Raw genomic sequence first — 13839 nt, forward strand, 5'->3', positions numbered from 1 at the left:
TCAAAGCGGCGCAATACATGATATATGGGGGTCAAACGAACGTATTGCAACCAGATGACAATATAGACAAAAGGGGCCCAATGGCCCCCAATTACTACTATTAAGCGCTAATTTAGCCGTCTTTGCCTGCCGTCAACTTGCTTTCTTCCTGACTAGAATAGATCAGCAACGGTTCGCTATCGCCAGAAATCACGGATTCGTCAATAACGACCTTGCTAACATTAGTCTGCGAAGGAATTTCATACATCGTATCCAGCAGGACAGACTCGAGAATAGAACGTAGACCTCGAGCACCCGTGCGACGTACCATCGCCTTACGGGCCACCGCCCGCAGCGCATCTTCCCGGAAATCCAGCTCGACGCCTTCCATCTCGAACAAGTGCGCATACTGTCGCACCAGCGAGTTTTTCGGCTCGGTCAGAATCTGAATAAGTGCCGCCTCATCAAGCTCGGTCAGGGTCGCAATAACCGGCAGACGTCCGACGAATTCAGGTATAAGACCAAACTTAACCAAATCTTCGGGTTCAACATTGGCTAGAACATCGCCAACACCTTTCTCGTTTTCTTTACTCTTGACCTGAGCATTGAAGCCGATACCACCCTTTTCAGCACGATCACGGATGACTTTATCAAGCCCTGCAAATGCCCCACCAACGATAAACAGGATATTACCTGTATCAACCTGCAGGAATTCCTGTTGAGGATGCTTGCGCCCTCCTTGAGGTGGGACAGATGCTGTCGTGCCTTCTATCAGCTTAAGCAAGGCCTGCTGCACGCCTTCACCAGAAACATCACGCGTAATCGATGGATTATCCGATTTACGGGAAATCTTATCGATTTCATCGATGTAGACAATGCCACGCTGCGCTTTCTCGACGTCGTAATCACACTTCTGCAGTAGCTTCTGAATGATATTTTCGACGTCTTCACCCACATAGCCGGCTTCAGTCAATGTGGTTGCGTCGGCTATCGTAAACGGAACATTTAGCAAGCGTGCAAGCGTCTCAGCCAGTAGCGTCTTACCGCTACCCGTCGGTCCGATCAACAAAATATTGCTTTTGCCTAGCTCAACATCATCACTGTTTTTCTGTCCTACCTTGAGACGCTTGTAATGATTATAGACCGCGACAGCCAACACCATCTTGGCACGGTCCTGGCCAATGACATAATCATCAAGCGTATCCCGGATTTCACGAGGAGTCGGTAACCGCTCATCGTCACCCTCGGTATCCGCTTCGAGCACTTCCTCGCGAATGATGTCATTGCAAAGATCGACGCACTCATCGCAGATATAGACGGAAGGGCCTGCAATCAGTTTGCGTACTTCATTCTGGTTCTTACCGCAGAACGAGCAGTACAGCAGCTTGCCATTCTCGTCTTTGCCTTTACCGTCGGCCATTCGCGTACCTCTTCATAACGGTGACCGGATACTCCGGCCACCGAAGTTACTAAAACGTTTGTTTACGCTATCAAGATACCGGGCGCTTATCTAGCACGGCATCAATCAATCCGTACGAAACAGCTTGATCACCGTCCATGAAATTATCGCGGTCAGTATCTCTTGAGATAGTTTCCAGATCCTGCCCAGTATGATGTGCCAGAATCTTGTTCAATCGCTGACGAATAGTCAGTATTTCTCGCGTATGAATCTCGATATCACTCGCCTGCCCCTGGTAACCACCCAGTGGCTGGTGAATCATCACGCGTGAGTGCGGTAGGCAAAAACGCTTACCGTGAGCGCCACCCGCCAACAATAATGCGCCCATACTTGCTGCCTGACCTACGCATACCGTGGAAACATCGGGTTTTATGAACTGCATGGTGTCATAAATTGACATCCCTGCCGTCACTGAGCCCCCCGGAGAATTAATATAGAGATGAATATCTTTATCGGGGTTTTCAGACTCAAGAAAGAGGAGCTGTGCAACGACCAGGTTCGCCATATAGTCTTCAACCGGGCCGACCAGAAAGATCACGCGTTCTTTTAATAGACGCGAGTAGATATCATATGCCCGCTCACCACGCGCACTCTGTTCCACGACCATCGGGACCAGACCACCAGCATTGCTAATATCGAACTCGTTTTGCATTGCGTGTCTACCTTGTCCAATGATTGAAAACCCGGCCGTAGCCGGGTCCACGAGAATTATAAGAAGAACGCCAGGCTGGCCAATCAGGCGTTTTCGTCGTTCTTTTCTTCCTCGGAAGTGCTCTCGCTTTCTTCTTCGGATTGCTGCTGCGCAGCTTGAAGCGCTTCCTGATAGGACATAGACACGTCTTTAACCTGTGCCTGCTCCAACAACTTGTCAACCGCCTTGTTTTCCAGCACAGCAGATTTCACTTGATTTTTCATCTGCTCATTGCCCAGATAGTGCTCAACAAGCTGTTCAGGTTGCTGATACTGTCCAGCCAGCTCTTCAACATAGGCGCGAATTTCATCATCGCTCGCATCCAACTCATGCTGGCTGACCACCTCAGCCAAGAGCAGCCCAACCTGAACACGACTATTGGCTTGCTCAGCGAAAAGCTCATCCGGAAGCTGAGAGACATCAAAATCCTGGCCAAGCCCGAACTGCTGGGCAGCTTGACGCTTGAGACCTTCGGTCTCTTGCTGAATCAACCCCTGCGGAACGGTAACGTCATTGGCTTTCTTCAGCGCGTCGATAATCTGTTGCTTGACGCGATTCTCGATGGCCGTATCGAGTTCACGCTGCATATTCTTACGTACTTCAGCTTTGAATGCGTCCAGATCACCATCTTCCACGCCAAATTGCTGGGTGAATTCGGCATTGATCTCAGGCAATTGCTGTTCCTGTACGTTATGTACCTTAGTCTTGAAGGTAGCTTCCTTGCCTGCCAGATGTTCGGCTTGATAATTGTCTGGGAATGTAACCTTGACTTCAGGTTCATCACCCGCCTTAGCACCAACCAACTGATCTTCAAAGCCCGGAATAAAACTACCGGCGCCTAGCACTAACTGATGCCCTTCAGCCTTGCCACCTTCGAAAGCCTCATCATCAATGAAGCCTTCAAAATCGATGGTCACCTGATCGCCTTCAGCTGCAGCACGCTCAACGTCAGTCCAGCTTGCATTTTGCTTGCGTAGCGTCTCGATCATTTCATCGACATCGCTATCGACGATTTCAGCCTGGGGACGCTCTACCTCGGTGCCCTCAATACTCTTGAGTTCAATCTGCGGATAGATTTCAAGCGTAGCGGTAAATTCAAGATCCTTGCCCGCTTCATTGACAGTCGGCTCAATAGAAGGATAGCCGGCAGGATTAAGGGACTCTTGGGTAATAGCCTGAACGTAATGCTGGCGCATCAGCTCGCTCACCACCTCATTACGCGTATCACGACCAAAGCGCTGACGAATTACAGTCATCGGCACCTTGCCGGGACGGAAGCCGTTCAGTCGAACTCTATGTGCCGTTTCCTTCAAACGGGCATCAACGGCTTGATCGACTTGGCTAGCCGGCACTTGTACGGTGACACGACGTTCGATCGGGGAAGTCGTTTCGACAGAAACTTGCATGATGGTCCTCTACCCACTTTAGGTGGCGTTCGTCTGAATACGTAAAAGCGGTGATTCTAAGAACCCCGCCAAGCGCTGGCAAGCGCACTAATCACTCTATGGCGTCAATTTAGAGGATTTCAAGGAAAAGGCGCGATAAATACACGATATGAGGAGAGACAAACCACAACGCAAAAAAGGAAAGCGTTTAAGCTTTCCTTTAAGGACTGGCGTGTGCCAGTTATGAAATATGGGGTGGATGATGGGGATCGAACCCACGACCACCGGAGCCACAATCCGGGGCTCTACCACTGAGCTACACCCACCATATTCCAACTCTACCTTACCAGGCATCGCCTTGAATCTTGGCACGCCCAGCAGGACTCGAACCTGCAACCTACGGCTTAGAAGGCCGTTGCTCTATCCAATTGAGCTATGGGCGCATTCTAAAGGCTTGGGTTTGTCCTGTCAACCTACTGATTTTATTCATAAAATCTAATCAGTGATTGGTCGGGGTAGAGGGATTCGAACCCCCGACATCCTGCTCCCAAAGCAGGCGCGCTACCAGACTGCGCTATACCCCGTAACATCCCCTACGCAGGCCGTCAGACCTCGTCGATGCGAGGCGCATTCTACCTAACTCCTGAAATGAGTCAAGCCCTCCTGCACGAAAATATCTCAGATGCCAGTAAAGAACGTGACGGCAACATTGACTGAGCCACGCGGCATGCGACAATTACCTTTTTATTTCCCCCTAATCATATGAAAGGAAACGAGTCGATGACCGCTCAATTGATCGACGGCAAAGCGATCGCCATGCACGTCCGCGAAAAGGTGGCTCGCCAGGTTAACGCGCGCCTCGACGCAGGAGAACGTGCTCCCGGTCTGGCCGTGGTCTTGGTCGGTGAGGATCCCGCCTCCGAGGTCTATGTCCGCAATAAGCATCGCGCTTGCGAACAAGCCGGCCTGCTTTCCTTTCAACTCGAGCTGCCCAAAACGGCCACCCAGGAAGAACTGGAAGCGCTTATCGATGAATTGAATGCCGATCCACGCGTCGATGGTATTCTGGTACAGCTACCCCTGCCCGATCATCTCGATGCTGGCCCCATCCTGGAGCGTATCCGACCGGATAAGGACGTGGATGGTTTTCACCCCTACAACCTTGGCCGTCTTGCCCAACGCCTGCCGGTACTTCGCCCCTGCACCCCTAAAGGCATCATTACCTTATTGCAGGAAACCGGGATTACCATCCGTGGCCTAAATGCCGTCGTCGTTGGTGCCTCCAATATCGTAGGACGTCCCATGGCACTGGAGCTGCTGCTGGAGGGGGCTACCATTACCGTCTGCCATCGTTTCACCAAAGACCTTGAGGCTCACGTCCGCTCCGCCGAGCTACTGGTGGTCGCCGTGGGCAAACCCGGCGTGGTTAAGGGCGAGTGGGTGAAAGAGGGAGCCGTTGTCATCGATGTAGGTATTAACAGGCTGGAGAACGGTAAACTAATCGGTGATGTCGAATTTGAGCCAGCCGCCGAACGTGCAGGATATATCACCCCCGTTCCCGGCGGCGTCGGCCCAATGACAGTGGCAACACTGTTGGAAAACACGTTATTTGCCGCCGAACTGCATGATGCTCAACATTCCTGAACGGTACGACGCGCAGTAGGCCTAAGAACAAAATAGCCCCGCCAATGGCGGGGCTTTCCAGAACAGTAGGTCCAATTTAGAGCTAATAACGTTCGAATACCCAGCTCGTGCCTTCACGCGCATCCTTGAGGATGATCCCCAATGCCGCCAGCTCGTCACGGATACGGTCCGATTCAGCAAAGTCACGGGCTTTACGTGCGGCATTGCGCGCCTCGATGCGCTGCTCTATTTCCTGCTCACTGATGGGCAATTCATCACTGCCTGCACGCAAAAAATCGCCTGGCGACTGTTCAAATAGACCAAGGATGCCGCCTAACCGCTTCAGCTCATAGGCCATCGCTTGCGCTAACAGGAGATTACCCTTCTGGCGTTCCCGATTAAGCTCACGTGCCAATTCAAAAAGCGCAGCCAACGCCTCGGGCGTATTGAAATCATCATCCATGGCCGCGAAGAAACGCGTAGCAAACTGCCCATCAACCGCTCCTTCACTCGCCTCGACACCCTCAAGCGCATTATAAAAGCGCTCCAGCGACTTACGCGCATCCTTGAGAGCATCCGGAGCATAGTTAATCGGGCTACGGTAGTGGCTTGCCAACAACAGGTAGCGCACCACTTCTGGATCATGCTTTTCCAACACATCACGAATAGTGAAAAAGTTGCCCAATGATTTGGACATCTTTTCATTGTCGACACGCAGTGCACCGGCGTGCATCCAGGTATTCACATATGTCTGGCCAGTCGCGGCTTCGCTCTGGGCAATCTCATTTTCATGATGGGGAAACGTCAAATCCGGACCGCCACCATGAATATCAAAAGTATTTCCCAGGCAGCACGTCGACATCGCCGAACACTCAATATGCCAGCCTGGACGCCCCTCTCCCCATGGCGAAGGCCAGCTAGTCTCATCCGGCTTAGCGGCTTTCCACAGAACGAAGTCAAGTGGATCTTCTTTTGCTTCGTCAATTTCAATACGTGCACCGGAGCGCATGTCATCGAGATCGCGATTATTCAACTTGCCGTAGCCTGCAAACTTGCGCACGCGGTAGTAGACATCACCATTACTCGCGGCATACGCATAGCCTTTGACTATCAGAGTCTCGATCATGGCAATGATGTCACCAATATGCGCTGTCGCTCTCGGCTCCTGGTCGGGAGGCAACACGCCCAAGCGACGCTCATCCTCATGCATGGCCTCGATCATACGCTCCGTTAGCGCACTGATGGGCTCGCCGTTTTCCGCAGCTCGTCTGAGAATCTTGTCATCGACATCAGTAATATTGCGCACATAAGTAACATCAAACCCTTTGGCACGTAGATAGCGTGTAACGATATCAAACGCCACCAGCACACGCGCATGTCCCAAGTGGCAATAGTCATAGACGGTCATGCCACAGACGTACATGCGCACCTTGCCAGGTTCGATGGGCTGAAACGCCTCCTTGCGCCGCGTCAAGGTGTTATATATCTGCACCACCTTTCTCCTCGAATCGTGCGATTAGCCTTTTTTTTGCATCTTGGCCCAGCCATCCTTCAGGCTGACCGTGCGATTGAATACGAGCTTGCCGTCACGGCAGTCATGTCGATCGGCACAAAAATAACCAACACGTTCGAATTGAAAACTCGTTTCTGGCTTAACCTTAGCCAAGTCCGGCTCACCGACAGCATGAACAACCTGCAATGATTCCGGATTGAGATGCTCAAGGAAATCAACGTCGCGGTCCTTGTCCGGCGCCTCGACCTGAAACAGGTTGTCATAATTGCGCACTTCGACCGGCACACCATGCTTGGCACTCACCCAGTGGATGACCCCCTTGACCTTGCGCCCTTCTGGATTTTTCCCCAGCGTGTCGAGATCGACACTGCAGTGCAATTCGCTGATGTTACCCGCGTCATCCTTGATGACCTCATCACAGCGGATAACATAGGCATTACGCAGACGTACTTCCTGACCCGGGGCCAGGCGGAAGAACTTCTTGGGCGGCTCTTCCAGGAAATCGTCGGCGTCAATCCAGATTTCACGCGTGAACGGCAGCTTGCGCATGCCCATATCTTCACGTGCTGGATGACCGGGCGCCTCAAACACCTCCTCATGCGCTTCATCGAGGTTAGTCAGCACTACCTTTAACGGCTTCATCACGCACATGGCACGCGGGGCGTTATCCTCGAGATCGCTGCGAATGGCGTGATACAGCATATTGATGTCAACCACGCCATCAGCACGCGTCACGCCGATCATGTCGCAGAACTTGCGAATTGAGGTCGGCGTATAGCCGCGCCGGCGCATACCGGAGATTGTAGGCATACGCGGATCATCCCAACCGTCAACGATGTGCTTATCGACGAGTAGTTTCAACTTACGTTTTGAGGTAACGGTATAATTAAGATTGAGACGAGCAAATTCGATCTGTCGTGGCCGACTGGGCACCGGCAGATTACTCAAGAACCATTCATACAGCGGACGATGATCTTCAAATTCCAGCGTACAGACGGAATGCGTCACGCCTTCAATGGCATCGGACTGGCCATGAGTGAAGTCGTAGGAAGGATATATCTTCCACTTGTCGCCACTCTGATGATGAGCAGCATGACGAATACGATAAAGTACCGGGTCACGCAGATTGATATTCGCAGCTGCCATATCGATCTTGGCACGCAGTGCTTTTTCCCCCTCGGCGAATTCACCTCGTTTCATTCGCTCAAGCAAGTCGAGATTTTCTTCAATAGAACGTTCACGATACGGGCTTGGCTTGCCTGGTTCGGTCAACGTGCCTCGGTACTCACGCATTTCTTCAGCGCTTAAATCATCGACATAAGCCTTGCCTTCCTTGATCAGATGGATCGCCCAGGCATAGAGCTGATCAAAATAATCGGAGGCAAACCGCACCTTGCCGGCCCACATGAAACCGAGCCACTCAACATCTTCCTTGATAGCGTCAATGTAGGCCTGCTCTTCCTTGGCAGGATTGGTATCATCGAAGCGCAGGTTGCACTGGCCCTCGAACTGTTCGGCAAGGCCAAAATTCAGGCAGATCGATTTAGCATGACCAATGTGAAGATAACCATTAGGCTCGGGTGGAAAGCGTGTAACAACGGTATCCACGCGTCCCGTGTCGATCTCTTCGCGTATCTGGTTGCGAATGAAGTTCGGTGCACTAGTGCTGTCTAAACTCATGGGGCGTCGCAAGACCTCTGTTTGTTCGGGCTATTCACAATGGACAAGCGGTTTCGCCCATTCGTGCAAAGCCGCTATTATAGCGTGACGTCTGCGCACTGCGCCAAGACGAACCTTTTCCGTGCGGCGAAGCGGTAATTTATCCGCCCAGCCCAGTCATCACCCGCACTCAGGATTCAAGCATGATTCTTCTCGAAACCAATTATGGCGATATCAAACTCAAGCTTTTCCATGACGAAGCGCCCAAGACGACGGCCAACTTCGAGCAGTACGTGCGTGAAGGCCATTACGATAACACCCTTTTTCATCGTGTTATTGATGGCTTCATGATTCAGGGAGGTGGATTCACACCTGATTTTGAACAGAAGGCGGTACGTTCGCCCATCGAGAATGAAGCTAACAATGGCCTGACCAACGACAAGGGTCGTGTCGCCATGGCACGTACCAATGATCCTCATTCGGCTACTGCTCAGTTTTTTATTAACGTCGGCAATAACGATTTTCTTAACCATAAATCACCGACAGCACAAGGCTGGGGCTATTGTGTGTTTGGCGAAGTAGTGGAAGGCATGGATATTGTTGACAAGATCAAGAGCGTTGCAACTACACGCCGCGGCATGCATGCCGATGTCCCCGCTGAGGACGTTGTCATCCGCCAGGCAAAGGTAGTCGCCGCCTGATCGCGTAATGCGAAAAACCACCCCGAGCGCTGCGGGCCTTTTCAATGAGAAATCATGAAGATCTGCAGCGCCTCGGAACTCGCATTCACGATACACAAAATTAAAGAGATGCCATGACGACGCTGTTCATTTCCGATCTGCATTTACAACCCGATACCCCCGCCCTCGCTCAGGGCTTTCTTGACTATCTTGAATATCGAGCAGCAGGTGCCGAAACACTTTACATTTTGGGCGACCTGTTCGAAAGCTGGATTGGCGATGATGCCTATGGTGAGTTTGAAGCTCCTATTCTTGCCGCGATGAAAGCGTACAGCGATACGGGATCCAAGCTCTATGTCATGCATGGGAACCGTGATTTTCTGCTCGGCGATGAATTTGCCAAGATGACAGGCGCAACATTGATCGATGATCCCGCCATGATAGAACTCGGCGGCATACCGATTTTACTCATGCATGGGGATAGCCTATGCACGCAAGACACCGAATACATGAAGTTCCGCGCTATGGCACGCGATCCACAATGGCAGCATCAAGTGCTTGCCATGCCTGTCCGGGAACGCATGGCGTTGGCCGCGAAGCTACGTGAACAATCCGGTGAAGCCAATTCCCGGAAGGCGCAGGACATCATGGATGTCACGCCAGAAGAAGTGGAAAACATCATGAATCAGTACCATGTACACATCCTGATTCAAGGACATACGCATAGACCCGATGTACATGATTTCAAACTGCATGATGAAGCAGCTAAACGCTATGTCATCGGCGATTGGCATGACGACGAGGGATGGGAAGTACGCTTCGATGGTTTGACACTGACACTTGAGCACTTTTCGCTTTCCGCATTGCCTTGCTAAGCGCTCAGGCCCATTGGCTCATCATGGCTTCACATGACCGGTCGCATGTTCCGAAAAACGCCCCTGATCACGTGCTAATATCAGTACGCATGCCCCATGAACTGACGTAGCCGGAACAGTAGCGGCATGCTACTAGGCTCAAGGCGTTCTATGCATCCACTAAATGGGGCACGCACTTTTTCTTCCGTTTCGTGAAACCAGTCAAGGCGCGCTTCTAGAATCAGCAGTTGCATATGGGTATTACGCTGTTGCAATGCTTCGCATCGCGCTTCCTCAAGCAAAGTGGGAATGCGCGTGTCTGCCTCATGCTGAGCTCTATAGCTTTTCGCCAGCAACAGCAACAATTCGGGCAAATATAGCGACTTTTGTTCACGCGCTTTCGCCACGCTCTGCTCCAAGTATATTTTGGCTTTATCAAATTGCCTTAACGCCAAACAAGTATCGACATACCATATTTTTGGATGCCGATAATGATCAGGTCCGAACATTTCCATGGATTGCTCAAGCAGCCCTTCCTGAGTGGCCAATGCGCTTTCGTCACCACCTAAGCCTTTCCACCACTCCTCGATACACCGAGCGGAGAGATAGAGAAGATTTAAATCGGGCGTATGGGTCAGGCCTGCGGCGCGCTGCGCACGCTCATGTGCCAAATGGAAGTGCCCCAATTGACGGTACAACCATGCTGAACAGATTAGAACCAGGGCCAATGTCCCGGGGTGGTTGATCCTTTCCGCCATCCGAATGGCTGCTTCGATATGGTATTGCGCCTTCTCATAACTGCCCTGCCAACACCATACCCAAGCCTGATAGGCACATGCAGATACCTGGGGATGCTCACTATAGGGCAGCCACTCAAAGGTCATATTGCTATTGAGAGGATCAAGTGCGTCGAAAAGCTCGAAGGCTCTATCCAAGTTGCCCGACCAGTAATCACACAACGCTGCAGCATATAGCGCAAGGCGTGAATAACGGACATCCTCGAAATTCGTCGCGAGTGTCTGCAGCTGCTGGGTTATTTCACGAGCTTCAGACAGTGCCTGACGTTCAATGCAGCCGACCCAGAGCCCCCAGTGCACAAGAAAGCGCAACTCCAGACTCTCTTCATCCTCATCATTAAAGACAGGATATTCACCCAGTAAATGCCGCCCCGATTGAAAACTCTTGAGCGCCACGGATGAGCCATGCCCTTCCAATGCGAAACCCGCCTGTCCTTTTATGATCAAGAGGCTCACCTTACGCTCGATGTAGCCCTTGCCTTCCATCTGCTCAAGACACTCAAGACCATCGTCCGCCATTTTAAGGGCCGTTCTATTGGCACTAACCCGTAATGCATCACGGGCTGCAAGCTCAAAGTAACGTGCCGAACGAGCAAAACGCCCACTTTTCGATAGATGCATCGCAAAATAGCCGGGATGACGTCCTAGCCATGTAGGAAAATCCTGCTCGATCACCTCAACGAGATGATTATGAATTTTGCGTCGCACCTCTTCAGGACAGGCCAGATAAGCAGCTTCCTGAAGGAGTTGATGGCAAAACTGATAGTCAAATCCCTCCGCCTGAGCACAAGGTTCAATAATCTCAAGGCGCTGCATGCGCTCCAATGCCTGCTTTAAGAATGTACTATCAGACTGTAGACAATCGCGCAGCATCCCTGAACGGAACTGCTTTCCAATGACAGCCGCGACGTAAGCCACTTCTCGGTATTGCTCGAGTTGATCGATACGACTCGATAACAATCCAAATAATTCACCGGGTAACTTTTCGATCTGTATCGGCCGGCCTTCTCTCCGGTCCAGATCCAGACGACGGCACAGTTCATGCAGATAAAGAGGTACGCCATCGCAGCGTTCAATCAATTGATGGCGTAGCCTCGGCCCCAATTGCAGGCGATAGCGTCGCACAAGATAATTTAAAAGCTCAGCAATATGCGCCGTATCAAGCCTGCCCAGTATGATCTGCTGATCCCAATGGAATTTAATCGGCAATGCAGCCTCTTTGCCCGGATAGCTGCCGATCAGCAGTAGTCGCTTATGAATCGGCAAGCGCACATGAAGTCCAGCCAAGACTTTTAGCGAAGCTTCATCGAGCCATTGCAAGTCGTCGATCATGATAATCAGAGGATGAGCTATCGTACGCGCCTCAATCACAAGCTGAAGCGTCTTGATCATCAGTTCAATGGCTTCTCCACTCTGATAGCTCAGCCCTTGGCCGGGCTCATTGAGCCCAAGGAGCTGCAACAGCAAGGCCCGAGTATTCTCGTCCCAACGCGAAGCCGCAGCATTCTGCGCCACTAAAGCCTCGATAGCAGGCGTGTCAAAATGGCCACCTAACCGCCAGCGTAATATCGAGCGAACAAGACCAAAGGGCTCCTGCGAGGACATCCGAGTAGTAGCTAACCAGCAAAGCTCCACGTTCTGACTCTGTTCTAGCAAGCGGAAATAGACCATCAAGGCACTTTTACCCATTCCCGACTCGCCTCGAATCAGCACACTTTGGCGCAAACCGATGCCGACACGCGCCAACGCATCTTGGAGCTGGCGTATTTCAGCAGTTCGACCAATCAGCTTCGGAGGAGTAATCTCTCCTCGCCCCACGCTACCTAGCACGAGCGCACGCAGACGCACTTCACCGTTGGCAGCAAGAATACGCATGGAAAGACGCGGCTGTAGATCAAGTGCCGGTGGCATATGCTGACTTGCGACAGGAGATATGACCAGCTCACTGCCTTTTGCAGCGCTCATCAGCTCAAGCGCCGGCTGCGTAACGCGACCCTGGGGATCTATAACGTGGCGATTAGGAATATAAAGTACCCGCCCGCTATGCAGACCGGCAGAAAGTTCAAATTGTGGCGGTTCATCCTCCCCTTGCCACCTACGGGCTAACTCATCGGGTAGCTGAAGACGACAGTGCTCATAAAGGGCGACCAATTCGGCCAGTTGATGGGTGGGACCATTCGTGCCGAAGCACGCCATTCCCATTCCCCCTGCGGCCCCCGGAAGCCAAAATCCGCCCAGATGATGGCATTGATGCTCCAGCCAGCGCATCAGCTCACGCTGCAGTTGAAAGCAATCCCGCTCCCAGCGACGGTTATGCTGCTCACTGATCAGTGTAAGACGCATGACCATCACCGAGAGCTGACGATAGTTAACTTCCTCCTCATCAAGAGGCGTGTCGCTATAAGTTGGTGTTAGCGTCGTTACTTCATTCACGAATGAAGATTGCGCATACTCGCTGCTGCCCGTCCAGAAGTGAGCAAGCTTGAGAAATGAGGAAGGTGGCTGTTGTCCGGTCAGCGTCAACTGCTGGAGATGCGCATTGAATTGCTCATGCGCAGCAGCGGCTTGGCCGCTTTCAGCAAGCTTCTGCACCAACCGCTCCTGGAAGGGGGTATAACTGTCAAAGCGCTGCACCAGCATGCGCAGTATTTCGATAGTAACATTGGATTCATGCTCGAGCAGTTGCTCGGCACAATCCAGTACTCGCTGGCGCCAGGCGCTGCGAGTCTGCAGCAACCAACGTTGAAAGGCAGGACACTGCGGAAGTTGCAGTCCGTCGGCGAGCTCCCCTTTGTAAATCTCCAGCACGCGCTCAAGTGTCCCTGCGCCGTTAGTATTACGCAGTAGCGCATCAAGCTCACCGACATCAAGCCGCCAACGCTCGCCATGCTGCAGCGATAGCGTCTGTCGGGAGACGATGAGCACTCGCTCTGCCTCCGCGCCCAGCGTTTGCCGCAAGCTATGCAGCGCATGACGCAGATTGGTTCGGCTCGAAGCGGCTTTTTGATCAGGCCATAACACTTCAGCCAATGCTGCCCGGCTAACGGCCTGATCGTGTAACAGCAGATAAAGAAGCAGCGCCTTGACCTTGTCATAGCTGAACGGCGTCGGTAGCTGGCCTTCAAGCCTTAGCTCGAAACTTCCAAACAGCTGCACGCGAACGTGAGAAGAGCTTTCCTGCGTCATGAGGTAGTAACCG

9 protein-coding genes and 3 tRNA genes are annotated in these 13839 nt (G+C 52.1%); 3 read left to right on the forward strand and 9 right to left on the reverse strand.

Going from position 1 to position 13839, the window contains the following annotated elements; genetic code table 11:
* Positions 1 to 112: 112 nt before the first annotated feature.
* From clpX to C3Z11_RS05855, 6 genes are all read right to left on the reverse strand, one after another.
* Positions 113 to 1399, reverse strand: coding sequence for an ATP-dependent Clp protease ATP-binding subunit ClpX (clpX, locus tag C3Z11_RS05830; protein ID WP_106477023.1), 1287 nt, complete (start codon positions 1397 to 1399; stop codon positions 113 to 115).
* Between the two features lie 70 nt (positions 1400 to 1469).
* The gene (clpP, locus tag C3Z11_RS05835; protein WP_106477024.1) at positions 1470 to 2090 is read right to left on the reverse strand and encodes an ATP-dependent Clp endopeptidase proteolytic subunit ClpP; all 621 of its coding nucleotides are present in this window, start codon (positions 2088 to 2090) and stop codon (positions 1470 to 1472) included.
* Positions 2091 to 2173: 83 nt separating this feature from the next.
* Entirely contained in the window at positions 2174 to 3535 is a 1362-nt protein-coding gene (tig, locus tag C3Z11_RS05840; protein WP_106477025.1) for a trigger factor, read from the reverse strand.
* Positions 3536 to 3765: 230 nt separating this feature from the next.
* Positions 3766 to 3840 (reverse strand) — tRNA-His (locus tag C3Z11_RS05845).
* A gap of 40 nt (positions 3841 to 3880) precedes the next feature.
* A tRNA-Arg gene (locus C3Z11_RS05850) sits at positions 3881 to 3957 on the reverse strand.
* A 64-nt stretch (positions 3958 to 4021) separates the two neighbouring features.
* Positions 4022 to 4098, reverse strand: a tRNA-Pro gene (locus C3Z11_RS05855).
* Positions 4099 to 4294: 196 nt separating this feature from the next.
* Between C3Z11_RS05855 and folD the strand changes: the two genes are divergently transcribed.
* A complete protein-coding gene (gene folD / locus C3Z11_RS05860; RefSeq protein ID WP_106477026.1) occupies positions 4295 to 5158 on the forward strand; it encodes a bifunctional methylenetetrahydrofolate dehydrogenase/methenyltetrahydrofolate cyclohydrolase FolD in 864 nt (287 codons plus the stop codon).
* Positions 5159 to 5240: 82 nt separating this feature from the next.
* Here folD and cysS read toward each other — a convergent pair whose 3' ends face one another.
* Together cysS and C3Z11_RS05870 are read right to left on the reverse strand one after the other, a co-directional pair.
* Complete coding sequence (gene cysS / locus C3Z11_RS05865; protein ID WP_106477027.1) at positions 5241 to 6629, reverse strand: cysteine--tRNA ligase; 1389 nt, start codon at positions 6627 to 6629, stop codon at positions 5241 to 5243.
* A gap of 24 nt (positions 6630 to 6653) precedes the next feature.
* Entirely contained in the window at positions 6654 to 8330 is a 1677-nt protein-coding gene (locus C3Z11_RS05870) for a glutamine--tRNA ligase/YqeY domain fusion protein (protein WP_106477028.1), read from the reverse strand.
* A 182-nt stretch (positions 8331 to 8512) separates the two neighbouring features.
* Here C3Z11_RS05870 and C3Z11_RS05875 point away from each other — a divergent pair, with 182 nt between their 5' ends.
* On the forward strand, positions 8513 to 9010 hold the full coding sequence (locus C3Z11_RS05875) for a peptidylprolyl isomerase (protein WP_106477029.1): 498 nt from the start codon (positions 8513 to 8515) through the stop codon (positions 9008 to 9010).
* A gap of 113 nt (positions 9011 to 9123) precedes the next feature.
* Positions 9124 to 9864: a UDP-2,3-diacylglucosamine diphosphatase gene (locus C3Z11_RS05880; protein WP_106477030.1), complete on the forward strand. Its 741-nt coding sequence runs from the start codon at positions 9124 to 9126 to the stop codon at positions 9862 to 9864.
* An 80-nt stretch (positions 9865 to 9944) separates the two neighbouring features.
* Here the strand turns inward: C3Z11_RS05880 and C3Z11_RS05885 are convergent, their stop codons facing one another.
* Positions 9945 to 13826, reverse strand: a complete 3882-nt coding sequence (locus C3Z11_RS05885; RefSeq protein ID WP_106477031.1) for an AAA family ATPase — start codon at positions 13824 to 13826, stop codon at positions 9945 to 9947.
* Between the last annotated feature and the right edge of the window lie 13 nt (positions 13827 to 13839).

Source organism: Phytohalomonas tamaricis (assembly GCF_003012345.1).
Taxonomy (GTDB): domain Bacteria; phylum Pseudomonadota; class Gammaproteobacteria; order Pseudomonadales; family Halomonadaceae; genus Phytohalomonas; species Phytohalomonas tamaricis.